The organism is Streptomyces montanus (genome assembly GCF_005786655.1).
In the GTDB taxonomy this organism is placed as follows: Bacteria; Actinomycetota; Actinomycetes; order Streptomycetales; family Streptomycetaceae; genus Streptomyces; species Streptomyces sporangiiformans.
The window spans coordinates 112364-130336 of the sequence record NZ_VBZC01000019.1 but is presented as its reverse complement, the minus strand read 5'-3'; the positions used below and the strand labels follow the sequence as shown (position 1 = coordinate 130336).

Annotated in this window: 17 protein-coding genes; 12 read left to right on the top strand and 5 right to left on the bottom strand. The window is 70.8% G+C overall.

Annotation, left to right across the window (positions count from 1 at the left end; translation table 11 throughout):
• Positions 1-18: 18 nt before the first annotated feature.
• Complete coding sequence (locus FE633_RS19210; protein ID WP_212747240.1) at positions 19-1074, top strand: Rieske 2Fe-2S domain-containing protein; 1056 nt, start codon at positions 19-21, stop codon at positions 1072-1074.
• A gap of 45 nt (positions 1075-1119) precedes the next feature.
• Here FE633_RS19210 and FE633_RS19205 read toward each other — a convergent pair whose 3' ends face one another.
• Positions 1120-1563, bottom strand: a complete 444-nt coding sequence (locus FE633_RS19205) for a DUF6233 domain-containing protein (RefSeq protein ID WP_138046394.1) — start codon at positions 1561-1563, stop codon at positions 1120-1122.
• 164 nt (positions 1564-1727) lie between these two features.
• Between FE633_RS19205 and FE633_RS19200 the strand changes: the two genes are divergently transcribed.
• Entirely contained in the window at positions 1728-2831 is a 1104-nt protein-coding gene (locus FE633_RS19200) for a DUF6242 domain-containing protein (RefSeq protein WP_484422049.1), read from the top strand.
• Positions 2832-2880: 49 nt separating this feature from the next.
• Here FE633_RS19200 and FE633_RS19195 read toward each other — a convergent pair whose 3' ends face one another.
• Entirely contained in the window at positions 2881-3306 is a 426-nt protein-coding gene (locus FE633_RS19195) for a VOC family protein (RefSeq protein ID WP_138046392.1), read from the bottom strand.
• Positions 3307-3449: 143 nt separating this feature from the next.
• Here FE633_RS19195 and FE633_RS19190 point away from each other — a divergent pair, with 143 nt between their 5' ends.
• The gene (locus tag FE633_RS19190) at positions 3450-4520 is read left to right on the top strand and encodes an ATP-dependent DNA ligase (RefSeq protein WP_138046391.1); all 1071 of its coding nucleotides are present in this window, start codon (positions 3450-3452) and stop codon (positions 4518-4520) included.
• A gap of 151 nt (positions 4521-4671) precedes the next feature.
• Positions 4672-5658 carry a DUF3048 domain-containing protein gene (locus FE633_RS19185; RefSeq protein ID WP_138046390.1) on the top strand — a complete coding sequence of 329 codons (987 nt, stop codon included), beginning with the start codon at positions 4672-4674 and terminating at the stop codon, positions 5656-5658.
• Between the two features lie 41 nt (positions 5659-5699).
• Here FE633_RS19185 and FE633_RS19180 read toward each other — a convergent pair whose 3' ends face one another.
• Positions 5700-6164 (bottom strand): MarR family winged helix-turn-helix transcriptional regulator, encoded by a 465-nt coding sequence (locus FE633_RS19180; RefSeq protein ID WP_138046389.1) that lies wholly within the window; start codon positions 6162-6164, stop codon positions 5700-5702.
• 255 nt (positions 6165-6419) lie between these two features.
• On the opposite strand from FE633_RS19180, the gene FE633_RS19175 reads away from it, so the two are divergent.
• The 7 genes from FE633_RS19175 to pcaDC are packed head-to-tail and all read left to right on the top strand — an operon-like array spanning position 6420 to position 12929.
• Positions 6420-7202 carry a CoA transferase subunit A gene (locus tag FE633_RS19175; RefSeq protein ID WP_138046388.1) on the top strand — a complete coding sequence of 261 codons (783 nt, stop codon included), beginning with the start codon at positions 6420-6422 and terminating at the stop codon, positions 7200-7202.
• Entirely contained in the window at positions 7202-7849 is a 648-nt protein-coding gene (locus FE633_RS19170) for a CoA transferase subunit B (RefSeq protein ID WP_138046387.1), read from the top strand. Before FE633_RS19175 ends, FE633_RS19170 begins: the two co-directional genes overlap by 1 nt.
• Positions 7846-9054, top strand: a complete 1209-nt coding sequence (locus FE633_RS19165; protein WP_138046386.1) for a thiolase family protein — start codon at positions 7846-7848, stop codon at positions 9052-9054. Before FE633_RS19170 ends, FE633_RS19165 begins: the two co-directional genes overlap by 4 nt.
• A 47-nt stretch (positions 9055-9101) precedes the next feature.
• Positions 9102-9872 (top strand): protocatechuate 3,4-dioxygenase subunit beta, encoded by a 771-nt coding sequence (pcaH, locus tag FE633_RS19160; RefSeq protein ID WP_138046385.1) that lies wholly within the window; start codon positions 9102-9104, stop codon positions 9870-9872.
• Positions 9873-9874: 2 nt separating this feature from the next.
• Positions 9875-10447 (top strand): protocatechuate 3,4-dioxygenase subunit alpha, encoded by a 573-nt coding sequence (gene pcaG, locus FE633_RS19155; RefSeq protein ID WP_138046384.1) that lies wholly within the window; start codon positions 9875-9877, stop codon positions 10445-10447.
• A complete protein-coding gene (gene pcaB / locus FE633_RS19150) occupies positions 10444-11793 on the top strand; it encodes a 3-carboxy-cis,cis-muconate cycloisomerase (RefSeq protein ID WP_138046383.1) in 1350 nt (449 codons plus the stop codon). Before pcaG ends, pcaB begins: the two co-directional genes overlap by 4 nt.
• Positions 11790-12929, top strand: a complete 1140-nt coding sequence (gene pcaDC, locus FE633_RS19145) for a bifunctional 3-oxoadipate enol-lactonase/4-carboxymuconolactone decarboxylase PcaDC (RefSeq protein WP_138046382.1) — start codon at positions 11790-11792, stop codon at positions 12927-12929. Before pcaB ends, pcaDC begins: the two co-directional genes overlap by 4 nt.
• Positions 12930-13109: 180 nt before the next feature.
• Here pcaDC and FE633_RS19140 read toward each other — a convergent pair whose 3' ends face one another.
• Positions 13110-15788: an ATP-binding protein gene (locus FE633_RS19140; RefSeq protein ID WP_138046381.1), complete on the bottom strand. Its 2679-nt coding sequence runs from the start codon at positions 15786-15788 to the stop codon at positions 13110-13112.
• A 355-nt stretch (positions 15789-16143) separates the two neighbouring features.
• Here FE633_RS19140 and FE633_RS19135 point away from each other — a divergent pair, with 355 nt between their 5' ends.
• A complete protein-coding gene (locus FE633_RS19135; protein ID WP_138046380.1) occupies positions 16144-17097 on the top strand; it encodes a DUF2510 domain-containing protein in 954 nt (317 codons plus the stop codon).
• A gap of 133 nt (positions 17098-17230) precedes the next feature.
• On the opposite strand, the gene FE633_RS19130 is transcribed toward FE633_RS19135, so the two are convergent.
• Positions 17231-17854: a TetR/AcrR family transcriptional regulator gene (locus tag FE633_RS19130; protein WP_138046379.1), complete on the bottom strand. Its 624-nt coding sequence runs from the start codon at positions 17852-17854 to the stop codon at positions 17231-17233.
• Positions 17855-17973 lie beyond the last annotated feature (119 nt).

The window sequence follows — 17973 nt, the reverse complement described above, 5'->3', positions numbered from 1 at the left end:
CCGGTTAGCATGAGCGCCATGCGGTTTCGACGTAGTCATGACAATCTCCCCGCCCTGCCTCGCGATCCGCGAGCCGACGAGTATCCGATGCCGTCCGTTCCGTATGGGTGGTACGCCGTGCTCCGCAGCGGCGAGTTACGACCGGGCAAGGTCGTCAGCCTCCACTACTTCGGACGTGCCCTCATCGCCTTCCGTGGCGCGGACGGGCAGCCGGCCGTACGCGACGCGCACTGCCCTCATTACGGCGCACACCTGGGCGTCGGCGGGAAGGTCGTGGACGGCACCGTGGAGTGCCCCTTCCACGGGTGGCGATTCGATGCGGACGGCCGGTGCGTGAAGGCCCCGTTCGCCGTCCGGACCCCCAAGGTGTCCATCGGCGGCTACCCGGTCCGTGAGCACAGCGGGCTCGTCTTCGTCTACGCCGGGCCGGGCGAGCCGTCCTGGGAGGTACCGGACATCCCGGAGACGACATCCCAGGAGTTCGCGCAACCGATCGACGACACCTGCCGGGCGCGCATCCATGTCCAGGAGATGCGCGAGAACATCGTGGACGAGTCGCATTTCCACTTCATCCACGGCCAGAGCGAACCGCCTGTCCAGGACCTCCAGCCGGACGGCCCTTTCGCCGAGGTACGTGGCCGGATCAGCCGGCGCGTTCTCGGCTGGGACATCGACAACACCTTCGACGCGTTCATGTACGGACCCGGCGTCATGGTGGTCCGCACCCACGGCCCCGTCCTTTCGGTGACCGCCGTCGCGCTCACCACCCCCATCGACGACCGTACGAGCGAGTTGCGGATGCTGTACTACATCCGCAAGCCGTCCCGACTCCCCTTCCTGGTGCCCGCCCTCAAGCTCGTCTTCCGCGCCGAAGCTCTGGGCGAGGTGCGCGAAGAGGTCCGGATCTGGGATCACAAGATCCACCAACCGCGCCCTGTCCTGCTTCCGCACGAAAAGGGCATCAAGGCACTACGCCGCTGGTACGCCCAGTTCTATCCGTCCGACGCACCGGCAGAGGGGTTGCCCGACCTCCCCTCCCCCTCGCGTTCCGACTTCTCGACGCCACTCCCTTGACCGACCACTCCCCTGACCGACCACTCCCCTGACCCGGACCTTCCCTCACGGCCCGTCGAGGTCGACGCCCAGCTCCGTGTCCGGGCAGCAGAACTGGCAGGCCTCCACCATCGGGTCGAGCAGCGCCGCCCGTGCGTCCTGGGCGCTGATGGGGTGCTTCACGCCGCCGTGCGGGCAGTCGCCGGTGTGGATGCGCGCGGGCTCGGGACCCAACGCCCTGGGTTGCCGCTCCACCGTGAAGTTCGTCCCCGCCTTCCCGGGACGGCTGTTCGGGAAGGCGGGGAGTGCCTCAGGGCGCCGCTGCCGCGGGCGGGCCGGCTGGGACTGCTGCTGCCGCTGCGGCTCCCCCTCGGCGAGGGCGAGCGCCTGGCGTACGGCGTCGCGTTGAATGCGCAGGTAGATGCCGATGGTCTCGTTGTCGAGGACCTGCTTGTCGAGGTGCTCCAGGATGACGCGCAGGCGCGCACGATCCGGTGGCAACTCGTTCATGCGTTCGATTCAAGCACAGTGGACAGGGGCGGGCACCGAACGCGGTCGCCCCCGCGGGCGTCCTCACCCATACATGCCCAAGTTCCGGACGAAGGACCGGAACGTATGCTCTGCGGCGACGGGCCGGGGGCTCGGGCCACGAGGCGGGGAACACGTACGTGAACATGCGCATGCTCAAGGTCAACGCGGTGCTCGCCGTGCTCCTGTTGCTGTTCGTCTCCGTGGTGGCCCTACGCGCCGTGATCGACTCCGGTAAGGCCTGGAAGTACGACAAGGTCTTCACCGACACGGGCACGCTGTCCGCCGTCATCGCGACCGCCGACGACGACATCTGGGCGGCGGGCGACGGCCTCCTCCTGCACGACGACGGCACCGGATGGCAGCACCGCCCCATGCCGGCTTCGCTCGGCGCCAGAGTCTTCGACCATGTGCGCTTCGACGCCGTGGACTCCGGCGGCTTCCTGTTCACGGCGAGCCTGGACGAGGGGAACGTGTCACGGATGGCCCGCTGGGACGGCACGCGCTGGACGGCGCTGCCCGAACTCCCAGACGGCCGCCGGGTCAAAGATGTGCGGGCTTTCACCGAGGACGACATCTGGGTTCTCGACGGCAAGACCGGGGCGTACCACTGGGACGGCACCGGCTGGACTGCCATGGACCTGCCCGTCACCGTCACCGCACTCGACGGCGTCGCGTCCGACGACCTGTGGGCGGTCGGCTACCACTACCCCGATGGTCCCGACGAGCACCTGGGGTTGCCGGGTGCACAGCCCGCCACCATGCACTGGGACGGCCGCGCCTGGAAGCCCGTACGGACGCCGGAGTACCACTACAGCGTTCCGGCGCCCGAGGAGCTGGCCTACTTCACCGAGGTCGCCGCGCTGGCGAAGGACGACGTCCGCGTCTACGGCGAGCACCCTTCCATCAGCGAGGACGACGAGTCCGATCCCCCTCCGGAGGCCATCCGGCGGCGCTGGAACGGCACCAGATGGATCACGCTGCCGAACTCCGAGGGAGCATGCAGCGCACGCGGCCGCTGGGTCGACGACGGTAAGCGCGGTGCGGTCCTCAGTGCCAGCCGGTACCTCACCGCAGACGGGCTGTGCGAAGGGATCGCGCAGTCAAAGCTGCCGAGCACCGACGGGATCGAATCCGACTCGAAGCAGTCGCTCCGGCTGAACGCCATCACGGCGGTCCCGGGCACCGACAAGATAATCGGCGTCGGCTCCGCCGGAGACTCCTTGGTGATCGTCAGCCTGAAGCGCTGAAGGCCGCCCACTTGAAGAGTGGCCACCCAACGTGCTCAGTGACATCCGCTCAGACGACCGGCTCGCCGATGCCCAGCAGGTTTCCCTCGCTGTCACGGAACCAGGCGGCGCGTTCTCCCCGTGCGCCCTTGCTCGGGTAGTTCCCGTCGATCTCGGCGATCCCGTCCTTCGTCCGGAACCCGGGCACGTCGACCTCTTCGAACATCACGCCGCGCTGCTTGAGTTCCGACACGATCGTCTCCAAGTCGTCGACCTGCCACCCCATCTGCGTGAAGGTGCCGGGCGAGGCTCCCGTCGACTTGAACAGGGCGAACTCCGTGTCTCCGCACCGATACAGCAGCCCACCGGGCCGTTCGTCGACGGGCTCCAGACCGAGTTGCTCGGCGTAGAAGCGCCGCGCCCGGTCCAGGTCCTGGGCTGGAAGCCTGGTCGCCACGCGTCCCCGGGCCAGAATGTTCCTGTCGTCCGCGTTCATACCTCCACTGTGCCGTGAGCCGTCGCCGAAAGGACGGACAACAGACGCGTGCCACGGTGTGGGATACCGAATGGCCTCTGACCTGCGCATTATGGGCTGCCTGGACATGCGCGGGCAGCCTGGACCGTGGGTAGAGTCGAAGCATGGATCTGCCGGTGATGCCACCCGTGAAGCCGATGCTCGCCAAGTCCGTGGCGCGGATTCCGCCAGGCATGCAGTACGAGGCGAAGTGGGACGGGTTCCGGGCGATCGTCTTCCGGGACGGCGACGAGGTCGAGATCGGCAGCCGTACGGGAAAGTCGCTGGCCCGGTACTTTCCCGAACTGGTCGAGGCGCTGCGGGAACGGCTGCCCCAGCGGTGCGTGGTGGACGGCGAGATCGTGATCGCGCGGGACCGTCGGCTGGACTTCGACGCGCTGACGGAGCGCATTCACCCGGCCGCGTCCCGTGTGAAGATGCTGGCCGAGCGGACCCCGGCCTCGTTCGTGGTCTTCGATCTGCTCGCACTCTCCGACCGGTCGCTGCTGGACGTCCCGCTGGGCGAACGGCGCGCGCTGCTCGTGGAGACCCTGGCCGGGGTCACGGCTCCCCTGCATGTGGCACCGGCGACGCTCGAAATCGAGGTGGCACGGCAGTGGTTCGAGCAGTACGAGGGCGCGGGCCTGGACGGGGTGATCGCAAAGCCGCTCACCCTGCGCTACCGGCAGGACGAGCGGCTGATGTTCAAGGTCAAGCACGAGCGCACCGCGGACGTGGTCGTCGCGGGGTACCGCCTCCACAAGAGCGGGCCCGTCGTCGGTTCGCTGCTGCTCGGTCTGCACGATGACCAGGGCACGCTGCAGCACGTGGGGGTGTCCGCGGCGTTCTCCATGAAGCGGCGCGAGGAGCTGGTGGCGGAGTTGGAGCCGCTGCGCATGGCGTCCGCCGAGGGCCATCCGTGGGCGGCCTGGGCGGAGGAGTCGGCGCACGAGGCGGCCCGGCTGCCCGGTGCACCCAGCCGCTGGTCGGGCAAGAAGGACCTCTCCTGGGTGCCGCTACGGCCGGAACTGGTGTGCGAGGTGGCGTACGACCACATGGAGAACGGGCAGCGCTTCCGGCACACGGCGCGGTTCCGCCGCTGGCGCCCCGACCGCACGCCCGAGAGCTGCACCTACGCCCAACTGGAGGAGCCGGTCCGCTACAACCTCGCGGAGATCCTGGGCCCGGAGGGCTGAGACCGCCGATCCGTGGTTGATGATGGCCGCGGCGACCCAGTCGGTTACCTGTTCGGCCCAGCAACGCCTTCGGAACCGATCCATGGGGTATGACACGATTGAACGAATAATCGCAAACCCATGGAAACGGGGCATCGTGGACACCGTAGGCATGAGACGGTCCGGGCGGCCGGTGCGGACCAGACGCTCGGCCGTGGCGACGGCACTGCTGGCCACCCTGATGGCCGGTTCCATGGCGGCAGGCTGCACGCAGGGCAACGGCGGACCGGCCGACGACGGGCGCGCGCCGAACCCCGAGCACAGCACGGAGACCAGCGAACCCCCCACCGGCTCGCCGCTCGCCGTGAAGATCGACAACGTGACCCGGGCCCGGCCGCACACGGGCCTCGACGCGGCGGACATCGTCTACGCCGAGCAGGTGGAGGCCGGCCTGAGCCGGTTGATGGCGATGTACGCGACCAAACTGCCGCCGGTCGTCGGGCCGGTGCGCAGCGCGCGCGAGTCGGACCTGGAGCTGCTGCGTCAGTTCGACGAGCCGACGCTCGCCTTCTCGGGGGCGCACAGCAAGTTGCTGCCGCTGATCGACAAGGCACCACTGCACGTGGCGTCGCCGAACCAGGAACCGGAGGCGTACTTCCGGGGCGCCGACAGGCCCGCGCCGCACAACCTGTATCTGCGCCCCGAGCGGCTGCTGAAGTCCGCCCCGGGAGCGGACGCGCTGACGACGGGCTTCGAATACGGGGCGCTGCCCGAGGGCGGCAAGGCCGAGACCACACGCACCGTGCGCTTCCCCGCGGCCAGCTTCACCTTCAACTGGTCCGAGAGCAGGGACCGCTGGCTGGTGTCGATGGACGGCAGGCCCAGCGTGACGACCGACGGGAAGCGGGTGGCCGCCTCGACGGTGGTCGTGCAGTACGTGAAGATCCGCAAGTCCCAGTTCGAGGACTTCCTGGGCAGCAATACGCCGTACACGGAGACCGTGGGCTCCGGCAAGGCGCAGGTGCTGCGCGACGGCCGCGCCTTCGACGTCAACTGGAAGCGCGCCTCGGCCACCGACGGAACGAAGTTCACGACGACGAACGGCGAATCCATGAAGTTCGCGCGCGGACAGGTCTGGGTCGTCTTCGCGAAGGCGTGACCCCGGCACTGCCCGGCATCCTCCTCAGCCCTGTCAGCCGGTCAGCCCTGCGTGACGAGCGGTTCCCCCGGGTTCCGGAGTCCTTCCGCGGCGTCCGAGACGCGTTGGAGCAGGCTGAAGAACACGGCCCGCTCCTCGGCGCTGAGGGGAGCCAGGAAGACCTGGTTCATACGGGCCGTCCGGACGGACAGCTTGCGGTGCGTGCGTGCCCCCTCGTCGGTGAGGCGCAGCAGGAAGCGGCGACCGTCCTGCGGATCGCGAACCTTGTCGAGGAGGCCGCGGCGGCTGAGCCGGCTGATGACCTCGGCGATGGTGGACCGGTCCAGACCCACGCGCTCACCCACAGTGCGCTGGTCCAGGCCCGGCTCGGCGACAAGCGCGTTCAGGACCGCGAACTGCGGCGAGGTGATCTCCTCGGAGACCATCGCGTTCCACAGCAGATAGTGCGCCTGCTGCAGCCGCCGGGCCAGGTGCCCCGGATGAGTGGAGAGGTCCACCGCGGCCATGTGTGCTCCTCAGCTCCCCGTATGCGCGCTGCATAGACGGGTGGGATTCGTCGGTGCACTGACGATACCGTCTCGCACGACGCGCTGTCTGCCGCGAGCTGTGACATTCACCTGGTGTGATATCCACCTGGGGCTTTCTCTGGGGCCTTGACGGCCGCACCGTCGAATGGCAGCGTGAGTGAAACCTCAAGGAATTAATCAGTGCCCTGAGCAATTCGGGCGCGCTGGTCGCTCGGGAGAGATGGGGCTTCACTGATGGACAAGGTGGTCGCCACAGCCGCCGAGGCAGTGGCCGATGTGCCGGACGGCGCGTCGCTCGCGGTGGGTGGTTTCGGGCTGAGCGGTGTGCCGAATGTTCTGATCCAGGCTCTGTACGAGCGCGGGGTCTCCGGCCTGGCTGTGGTCTCCAACAACTGCGGGGCGATGGAGTCGGGTCTCGCGGTGCTCCTGGCAGCGGGCCGCATCGTCCGCGTCACGGGGTCGTACATCGGAGGGAACAAGGAGTTCGCACGGCAGTATCTGGCCGGCGAGCTGGAGGTCGAGATGATCCCCCAGGGCACGCTCGCCGAGCGCCTGCGGGCGGGCGGGGCGGGGATTCCGGCCTTCTACACGCCGGCGGGTGTCGGCACGCAGGTCGCCGACGGCGGGCTGCCGTGGCGGTACGACGGTGAGGGCGGTATCGCGGTCACCTCACCCCCGAAGGAGGTCCGCGAGTTCGACGGCACGGAGTACGTGCTGGAGCGCGGCATCCGTACCGACTACGCCCTGGTCCGGGCCGCGAAGGGCGACCGGCACGGGAACCTGGTCTTCAACAAGTCGTCCCGCAACTTCAACCCGCTCGCCGCGATGGCCGGCCGGGTGACGATCGCCGAGGTCGAGGAGCTCGTACAGCCGGGCGAGATCGACCCGGACGCGGTACATCTGCCGGGCATCTTCGTGCAGCGGGTCATCCCGCTCACCCCGGAGCAGGCGGCCGACAAGAAGATCGAGCAGCGCACGATTTCCGCGCCTGCGGCACGAGGGACGGTGAGTGCGTGATGGCCTGGACGCGTGAAGAGATGGCCGCCCGCGCCGCGCGCGAGCTGGAGGACGGCCAGTACGTGAACCTCGGTATAGGGCTGCCGACGCTGATCCCCAACCATCTGCCTCCGGGCGTCGAGGTGATCCTGGAGTCCGAGAACGGGATTCTGGGCACCGGCCCGTATCCGACCGAGGAAGAGGTCGACCCGGACCTGATCAACGCCGGCAAGGAGACCGTCACGGTCCTGCCCGGCGCCTCGTACTTCGACTCCTCGCTGTCCTTCGGAATGATCCGCGGCGGGCACATCGACGTCGCCGTACTGGGCGCCATGCAGGTGTCCGCGCGCGGGGACCTCGCCAACTGGGCCATCCCGGGCAAGATGATCACCGGGATCGGCGGAGCCATGGACCTGGTGCACGGTGCCCGCAAGGTGATCGTCGCGATGACGCACACCGCCAAGGACGGCTCGCCGAAGATCCTGGAGGAGTGCGCGCTGCCGCTGACCGGGAAGGCCTGCGTCAACCGGATCATCACGGATCTGGGGGTGCTGGACGTGACGGACGAGGGCCTGGTGCTGCTGGAGACCGCGCCGGGTGTCACGGCCGAGGAGATCGTGGCGAGGACCGCCGCGAAGGTTCGCATTCCGGAGGAGATTTCGTCATGAGTCTTCGAGACGTCTACATCGTCGATGCCGTACGGACCCCGATCGGCAAGTACAACGGCTCGCTGGCCGGTGTCCGCCCGGACGATCTGGCCGCCCACGCCATCCGTGAACTCCTCGCCCGTACACCGGACCTGGATCCGGCACGGATCGAGGACGTGTACTTCGGCAACGCGAACGGTGCGGGCGAGGAGAACCGCAACGTCGGCCGCATGGCCGCCCTCCTCGCCGGCCTGCCCACATCCGTGCCCGGTGTGACCGTCAACCGGCTGTGCGCCTCCGGGCTCGAAGCCGTCATCCAGGCCGCGCGGGCCATCGCGCTCGGCGACGCCTCCATCGCCCTGGCCGGTGGCGTCGAGTCGATGACCCGCGCCCCCTACGTCCTGCCGAAGAACGACAAGCCCTTCCCTGCCGGGCACACCGAGCTGTACTCGACGACGCTCGGCTGGCGCATGGTCAACCCGAAGATGGACCCGCAGTGGACGGTCCCGCTCGGCGAGAGCGCGGAGCTGATCGCCGAGAAGCACAAGATCAGCCGGGAGCAGCAGGACGAGTTCGCGCTCGCCTCCCACCAGAAGGCGGCCCGCGCCCAGGCCGACGGCCTCTTCGACGCCGAGATCGCGCCCGTCTCCCTCCCGCAGCGCAAGGGCGACCCGGTCCTCTTCGGCGCCGACGAATGCGTACGGGCCTCCGCGTCCCTCGACGCGATGGCCAAGCTCAAGCCGTCCTTCCGCAAGGAGAACGGCACGGTGACGGCGGGCAACGCCTCCCCGCTGAACGACGGGGCGGCGGCGCTGCTGCTCGTCGACGAGGAGGGGCTGAGGGCCACCGGCCGCGAGCCGCTCGCGCGGGTCTCCGCCTCCGGTGTCTCCGCGATCGACCCGCACTACTTCGGGCTCGCGCCCGTCGAGGCCGTTCGCCGCGCGCTCACCAAGGCGGGCAGGGGATTTGACGATCTGTCGACTCTCGAACTGAACGAGGCGTTCGCCGCGCAGGTGCTCGGCTGTGTGGCCGAGTGGCCCGAGTTCGACCCGGCACTCCTCAACCCGCAGGGTGGCGCGATCGCCCTCGGTCACCCACTGGGCGCCTCCGGTGCCCGGCTCGCCGGCACCGTCGCCCACCAGCTCGCCCGCCGCGGATCCGGCATCGGGGTCGCCACCCTCTGCATCGGCGTCGGCCAGGGCCTGGCCCTCGTCCTCGAACGCTGAGACCTCTCGCTGAGACCTCTCAAGGCCCGTAGGGAATCGGAATCCTCATGACGCTCACCCAGTCGGACATCGACACCGAGGTCAACGACCTCCAGAACGCGTACGACAAAGCCGTCGCCGGCGGCGCCCCGGTCCAGCACCACCCGCCGCGCGACTACGCCCCGTACCGCAGCTCCGTACTGCGCCACCCCAAGCAGCCGCTGGTCGCGGTGAACGGAGGCGATCCGGAGACCGTCGAGCTGTCCGGTCCGGTGTTCGGTCCGACCGACATCACCGAGATCGACAACGACCTCACCGTCCAGCACCAGGGCGAGCCGCTCGGCGAGCGCATCACCGTCTCCGGGCGGCTGCTCGACCGCGACGGGCGCCCGGTGCGCGGCCAGCTCATCGAGCTCTGGCAGGCCAACGCGTCGGGCCGGTACGCGCATCTGCGCGACCAGCACCCGGCGCCGCTCGACCCCAACTTCACCGGCGTGGGACGGACTCTGACGGATGATCAGGGCCGGTACTTCTTCCGCACCATCAAGCCGGGCGCGTACCCGTGGCGCAATCACACCAACGCGTGGCGCCCCGCGCACATCCACTTCTCGCTGTTCGGCACGGCGTTCACGCAGCGGCTGGTGACGCAGATGTACTTCCCGAACGACCCGCTGTTCCCGTACGACCCGATCCTTCGGTCGGTGACGGACGAGTCGGCCCGGGGCCGCCTCGTCGCGCAGTACAACCACGACCTTTCGCAGCCCGAGTTCTCGCTGGGCTACGAGTGGGACATCGTTCTCGACGGTCCCTCCGCCACCTGGACAGAGGAAGGCCGCTGAGCATGCCCGAGCCGTTGCTCCCCACCCCGTCCCACACCGTCGGCCCGTTCTACGGGTACGCGCTGCCCTTCCCCGAGGGCGGGCAGGTCGCGCCCAAGGGCCACCCCGACCAGATCACGCTGCACGGATACGTGCTGGACGGCGAGGGCGATCCGATCCCGGACGCCCTGCTGGAGTTCTGGCACGCGGCCCCGGACGGCTCCCTGAAGGGCGCCCCCGGTTCGATGCGCCGCGACCCGGTGACCGGTGGCTACCTCGGCCGGAACGGCACCGACTTCACCGGCTTCGGCCGCGTCGCCACGGACGCCGACGGTCACTACGCGCTGTACACACTGCCGCCGGGCAACGCCGGTCTGCCGTACATCAGTGTGTGCGTGTTCGCGCGCGGCCTGCTGCACCACCTGTACACGCGGGCGTATCTGGCGGACGGGCCGCGGGGAGCCGACCCGGTGCTCGACTCGCTGCCGCCGGAGCGCCGGGCCACGCTGGTCGCACAGGCCGGGGAGCGGCGCACGTACCGTTTCGACATCCGCCTTCAGGGCGAAGGCGAAACGGTCTTCCTGGAGTTCCAGTGACAGCTGTCGGTCCTGTCGATTCCGACGCCGGCCTGCTCGCCCCCGGGCGAGCGGGCTCCCCCGCCGAGTCCGCGACGGGCGACCGCGCCTACCTCCAGGCGCTGCTCGACGCGGAGGCGGCGCTCACCCGCGCGCAGGCATCGCTCGGTCTCGTCCCGGCGCGGGCCGCCTCGGCGGTGGACGCGGCGGCGGACGCTTCCCGCTTCGACGTCCATGCCCTCGCCCTGCGCGCGCGAGGCGGCGGCAATCCGGTGATCCCGCTGGTCGCGGACCTGACCGCGGCGGTCGCCGAGGAGCACGCCCCGTACGTCCACCGCGGCGCGACGAGCCAGGACATCATGGACACGGCCACGATGCTGGTGGCCGCGCGGACGCTGGATCTCGTCCTGGCGGACCTCGCCCGCACGGAGCGCGCCATGGCCCGGCTCGCCCGGGAGCACCGGGACACAGCCATGCCGGGGCGCACGCTGACACAGCACGCGGTGCCGACGACCTTCGGTCTCAAGGCCGCGGGGTGGCGGTCCCTGGTGCTGGACGCCCGGGATCGCCTCCAGTCCGTACGCGACAGCCTTCCGGCCCAACTCGGCGGCGCGGCGGGCACGTTGGCGGCCTTCACCGCGTACGGGACTTCGGACACCGGTGCGCTCGTCGAGGCGTACGCCCGCGAAGCCGGCCTGGCCGCACCGGTGTTGCCCTGGCACACCCTCCGTACCCCGGTCGCCGATCTCGCGGGTGCTCTCGCGTTCACGGCGGGCGCCCTCGGCAAGACGGCGACGGACGTCCTCACTCTCGCCCGTACGGAGATCCGCGAACTGAGCGAGGGCACCGGCGGCGGGTCCTCGGCCATGCCGCACAAGGCGAACCCCGTGCGCGCCACGCTGATCGCCGCGGCGGCCCGCCACGCGCCACAGCTCGCCGCGACGCTGTACGGTTCGCTGGCCGCCGAGGACGAGCGGCCCGCGGGCGCCTGGCACGCCGAGTGGGAACCCCTGCGCGATCTGCTACGCCTGGTCGGCGGCGCGGCGCGTGACGCCGCCGAGCTGGCGGAGGGCCTCCAGGTGCACGCGGAGGCCATGCGCGCTCACCTGGACCTCACCCACGGCCTGATCGTCTCCGAGCGGCTGTCCGCCGAGCTCGCCCCGGTGCTCGGCCGCGCCCGGGCGAAGGAACTGCTCACCCGGGCCGCCGAACGGGCCGGCGCCGAGGACCGTCCGCTCGTGGACATCCTCCAACTCCTCGCCGAGGAACCACGGCTGAAGGAACTCGACCTCGTGGCCCTCACCGACCCGACCCAGTACACCGGCTCCGCGGGAGCCCTCACCGACCGTGCCCTGGAGCGACGTTGACCACCCAGCCGACCGGCAAACAGCTGCACCATCGCGCCGAGGGATCCGCCACCGCTCCGCCGCTGTTCCTCGGCCCGTCCCTCGGCACATCGATGGCCTTGTGGGACAAGGTCGCGCCCGAACTGTCCATCACCCACCGGGTGGTGCGCTGGGACCTTCCCGGCCACGGCGGCTCCCCCGCCGACCTGATCGGGCCCGGCGCGACCGTCGACGAGCTGGCCGGCCTGGTCCTCTCCCTCGCCGACTCGCTCGGCATCGACCGCTTCTCCTACGCCGGTGTCTCGCTCGGCGGCGCGGTGGGGCTGCACCTCGCGGCGCACCACCCGGAACGTGTCGAGAGCCTCGCCGTGATCTGCTCCTCGGCCCACTTCAACGGCTCCAAGCCGTGGCAGGAGCGGGCTGCGCTGGTCCGCGCCGAGGGGCTGGCGGGTCTCGCGGAGAGCGCGAACTCCCGTTGGTTCACGCCCGGTTTCACCGTGCCGGAACTCGTCGAGGACCACCGTACGGCGGACCCGGACGCGTACGCCGCCTGCTGCGACGCGCTCGGGGCCTTCGACATTCGTGATCGGCTGCCGCGGATCGGCGCGCCCACCCTTCTCGTCGCCGGTCGCGAGGACCCGGCGACGCCGCCCGCGCATCTGCGTGAGATCGCCGACGCCGTGCCCGGCGCCGCGCTCACCGAGATCCCGCGCGCCTCGCATCTGGCGCCCGCCGAACAGCCGGAGGCCGTACTCACCGCCCTGCGCGCGCACTTCGGCGGCGGGGCGCGGCGCGGGATGGAGGTACGCCGGCAGGTGCTCGGCGACGCTCACGTGGACCGGGCTCAGGCCCGGCAGTCTCCGTTCACTGCTCGGTTCCAGGACTTCATCTCGCGTTACGCGTGGGGCGAGATCTGGACGGATCCGACGTTGTCGCGCCGCGAGCGCAGTCTGATCACGCTGACCGCGCTGGTCGCTCACGGCCACTACGACGAGCTGGCGATGCACGTCCGGGCCGCCCGCCGCAACGGGCTCACTCCGGAGGAGATCGGGGCGGTGCTGCTGCAGAGCGCCGTGTACTGCGGTGTCCCGGCGGCCAATTCGGCGTTCGCGGTGGCCCAGCGGGTCCTCTCCGAGGAGGACGAGGCCACGGGGTGACGTACCGACGTCATTCGCCCCCGCCGCCCCTACCCATTCCCATCCCCTGGGGGCTCCGCCCCCAGACCCCCGTATCGGCCTGAACGGCCTCGTCCTCAAACGCCGGACGGGCTGATTGATGCCGGCCCGGGCTCGAAAAATCAGCCCCTCCGGCGAAAACCCCCGCTGGGCCCCCAACGGCTAGCGTCGGCCACCCCCCGCGGCCAGCGCCTCCTCCGCCCTCGCCGCGAGGCCGTCCGCGCCGCACGAGCGGGCCAGTGTCAGACCGCGCTCGAGTTCCGTGGCGGAGCGGGAAGCGATGCCGTACTCGACGCGGGCCAAGGCGTGTTCGTAGGAGCAGGGAGACGCCTCCAGGTAGGTGACCGCCTGGGTGTACAGGGCGATCGAGCGCTGGCCGGTCTCCAGGGCGGCGGCGCAGCGGAGGGCCTCTCCTATGGCGGTGTCGGTGCCGAAGCGTTCGGCCTGGACGCGAAGGTCGGCCGCCACTTCCGCGGCGCGTCGCGGGTCCTGGGCGGCGAGGGTCAGGGCGAGGTCGGCCGCCCAGGGCGCCATCACCGCGTTGTGGCCGCCGCGCGACGCCGCCACCTTCTCCGCGGTCTCCAGCTCGTTCAGGCCGTCCTCCACACGGCCGGTGGCGATCAGGAGGCGGCCGCGGACGGAGTGGGTGTCGGGCAGCACGATCGTGGACGGGTGGGGCGGCTCGAAGGCGTAGCGCTCGGCGATCTCCTCGGCCTCGCCGACATGGCCGCGGGCGAGCAGCGTGTCGACGAGCATGCAGACCGAGGACCAGTGCATGGGCAGTCCACGGCCCACGCGGTCGGCCAGCCGCAGCGACTCGCGCAGAAGGTCCTCCGCCACCGTGAGGCTGCCGCGTCTGCGGTGCACATAGCCGCCGTAGGCGAGTGCGAGAGCCAGATGGCCGCCGCTCCACCCGGCGGTCTCGTACGCCCGTCGGGCCTCGGAGAAGAGGCTCTCGGCGCGGTCGAGGCAGTCGGCGTAGGTGTAGGAGACGCCGAGCATCATGAGGAGCTCGAAGGTCCACTCGGTGTCGGTCCAGCCGAGTCCGGGCGCGAGGCGGCCGTTGACGAGGGCGCGGTCGCACAGCTCGACGACCTCCTCCGCGTTCTCCCCCCGGGTCATGGCGTCGAAGGCACGCAGGATGAGCAGGGCGCGCTCGGAGTTGTCGCGGCCGGTCAGCGGCTTGACGAGCTCGGCGAGGCGGCGGGAGCGGCCGGACGCGTCCTCCTCGCCGGCGTGGATGCCCTCCCACATGTAGTGCACGGCCTGCAGACGCATCCGGGCGGGGCCGTGCTCCAGCCGGGTGGCCTCCTCGTCGATCGCGCGGACGGCCTCCTCCAACTGGTCGTTGTGGACGAGCGCCTGGGAGAGACGGCAGACGGCGTCGACGCGCAGATCGCGCTCCAGGCCGTGCAGGGTGAGCGCCTCCCGCAGATGCTGGATCGTGGTGGCGGGCGAGGTGAGGAGGGTGGCGCAGCCCAATTCGTAGAGCACATGCGCGTGGACCTCCGGTACCGGGGGTTCCAGCAGGGCGCGCTCCAGACAGCGGCGGGCCGCGTCGGGGGCGCCGACGGCGAGGTGCTCGCGGGCCGCCTCACGCATCTGTTCGACGACCTCGGGGTCGTCGTCCGGGTGCACTTCCAGGAGATGGCGGGAGGCCGCCGCGGCGCCGCGGCCGGACGCGGTGACGACCGAGGCGGCCACACCGTGCATCGCGGTACGCAGGCCGTCCGGTATCGAGCGGTACACGGCGCTCGCGATGAGCGGGTGCACGAACTCCAGCTCTCCGCCGGCCACTTGACCGTTCGACCGGTCGGCCTCGGTGAGGATACGGGCCGCGCCCAGGAGTTCCGCACAGCGCTGCGCGTCCTCGGGCGGCATCCCGGCGAGATCGGCCGCGAGGTCGAGGGAGATCCGGGTGCCGAGGATCGCGGCCGCCCAGGCCAGTCGCGTGGCGTCGACGCCGAGCCCTTCGAGGCGGTCGACGAGTCCGCGGCCGCGCGCCGACTGGTTGAGGCCGCGCAGTTCGGCGGCCGAGCCCTCGACCGGTTGCAGTGCGCTGTCCTGGACCTTGGCGAGGAGTTCCACGGTCTCGTACGGGTTGCCGCCGGTGACCGCCCACACCTCACGGCAGAACGGGTTGTCGGCGTGGGCGCCGAGCGTGGCGCGGGTGATTCCCGCGGTGGCGTCCGGGGTCAGCGCGCTCAGGGTGGCGGTCGGTCCGGCCGTGGCGGCGACCGCGTCCAGGTGGCGGGCGCTCGCTCCGGTGAGCCCCTCGGGGCGGCGGGCGACCAGGACCAGGACGGGCAGGTCGTCGAGGCGTTCCGCGAAGGCGGCCAGCCAGTGCAGGGTCTCCTGGTCGGCCCAGTGTGCGTCGTCGATGATCAGCACGAGCGGCCACTCGCGCCGGGCGAGCCGGCGCACCGCCGCGACCAGGCCGTCGCACACGCCCTGCGGATCGGCCTGTCGCGCGCCCGGCTCCGCGATCCCGAGAGCGGGGCCGGCGATGTCGTACCAGTCGCCGAAGTACTCGCGCGCCTCGTCGGGCATGAGCGATATGAGCGCGGGCTGCAGCAACTGCCGTACGACATTGAAGGGGACGGACGTGAGGGTCTCGCCGCCGCGTGCCGACCACACGGTGCAGCGGCGGGCCTCCGCCATCCGGCGGGCCTCGGTGAGCAGTGCGGTCTTGCCGATGCCGGCCTCGCCGCTGAACACCACCAGACTGCCCAGTGCCGTACCGGAGCACAGGGCGTCGACGGCCTCCGCGATCGCCGCGAGTTCCGCGTCGCGCTCCCAGAGAGGAGCCGAGGCAGCCGTTCCCCGCCGTGCCTCCGTCATCCCGCTACCTCCCCAGGTCGCCCAAATGACGTACAAACCTTGAGCGTAGCCCTCCGGAAGCCGCCATGGCGCCTGGTCGGGACACCTGTTGCCATGATGGGTGACAACCGGGGACGGAAGGCGACGGCCGAGGGCCGCCGACCAGCGCGGTGAAAACAACTGCCAGGCGGCAGCCGGAGATTGACACCCAACTTTCGCTCGTCGCCGCGACGGCGAGAGGCCCCGGCGCCCGGGTGCGGAAGACGGGTGCGGAAGACGGGCGCGGAAGACGGGCGACCGACGTTCGGGTGTGTTCGGGCGAAGTCGGCCGGAAGGTTCTCATCCGGCTTTCACAAGAGGCTCATACGGTGGACCCATGACCCAGGTGACTCCCCCCGGCTGGTATCCCGACCCCGGGCAGACAAGTGACGGTCCCGCCACGGAACGCTGGTGGGACGGAAAGACGTGGACGGAACAGACCCGTCCCGCGGGGCCGGCCGCATGGGGTCCCCCCGCGTATGCGCCGTCCGTTGGACCGTATCCGGCCATGCCGCCCGGTTCGCCGCGCCGCGGCCTGCGCACGGGCATCGCGATCGCCGCGGCGGTCGCGGTCCTCGCGGGCATAGGCGGCGGTGTGTACGCGCTGACCGCGAACGACGGCTCGGGCGGCGGCGATCAGAACAACGCCCGCCCGGCACCCACCCGGCCGGGCCCCCAGGGACAGGACGGCGGCGGTCAGGGCGGCCCCGACGGCGGAGAGAGCGGTGCCCCGGGGCAGCCCCGGGCACCGCGCACCGAGGACGGCTACGCCACCGACGCGATCAGCGGCATCAGCCTCCCCGTGCCCGACGGCTGGACCGGCAAGTCCGAGCAGGTCGGCGCCTCGGTGTCGACGGGAACGTACAAGTGCCCCGGCGACACCTCCAAGCAGTGCCTGCGCGGCGGGGCCAACTCCGCACCCGCCGCGGCCTGGGAGATCAAGGCGACCACCGCCGAGGCGGCCGCCAAGGAGGACATCTCCAAGAACGCCGAGGACTCCTATGGCGGCACGACCTACGGCAAGATCACCTCGCACGACGAACTCGCCTCGAAGGCGGTGACCGTGGCGGGCCAGAAGGGCTACATGGTCCGCTGGAAGGTCGTCACGAGCAAGGGCGACGACGGCTATGTCGAGTCGCTCGCCTTCCCCTCCCCCGCCACCCCGAAGCTCCTCGTGGTCGTCCGCTTCGGCATCGACGTCGACGACAAGGCCCCCAAACAGTCCGTGATCGACCAGATCACCAAGGGCATCAAGGCCGCCGCGGGCGGCGGCAACGGGCAGAACGTGTGACACCGGTCGGCCGGGTGGGGACTCTCCGCTCAGGAGAAGCCCCACCCGGCCGGGGGGTTCGCGCCGCCCCCGTCCCCACGGTGCGGCGCGAGCAGGCGGCCGTCCGGTCATCCCACGGACGACGGCCCGCGTCTCAGGTGGACTCCGAGAGCCCCAGGGCGGGGATCAGGGCCGCCTCCACATAACGGACGAGATAGTCGGCATCCGCGTGCTGCCCCTCCAGAAGCGGGCGGAGCCGGATCACGGCAAGCAGCTGCGCGGGCACGAACTCCAGGGCCGGGTGGCCGGCGGCGATCTCGCCCCGGTCGACCGCGCGCCGGAGCATCTCCTGGAGTGCGCCGAGCTCGGGTTCCACGAGCGCGTCGCGCAGCGCCCGCTCCAGCCCTTCGTCCTGCAGGACGGCGGGTCCGAGCGCCTGCAGGAGCTTGGCGTCCTCATCGGACCGCTCGCCCGCGGCGCGCGCGGCCGCCCGTAGATCGCCGGCGAGCGAGCCGGTGTCGATGCCCGCGAACCGCGGACAGTGGAGGGCACGCAGCGCGGCCGCCACGAACTGGGGCTTCGTCTTCCACTGCCGGTAGAGCGTGGACTTGCTGCACCGGGTGCTGGCGGCGACACCTTCCATGGTCAGCGCGTCATAGCCGCACTCACGGATCTGGTCGAGCGCGGCGTCGAAGAACTCACGCTCACGCTCGGGCGTGAGCTTGGAGCGGCGCGAGGCGGCGCCCGTCTCCGGTCCGTCCGCTGCCTGCGACGTCATGGCCTTCTCCTCACTCTTCCCCGCGGCCTCGTGGCCCGCTCCCAGTGTGTCGTACGTCTATCGATACGCCACTGTACCGAAACTGAGTCGTTTCGGTACAGTGGCGTATCGATGAGCCT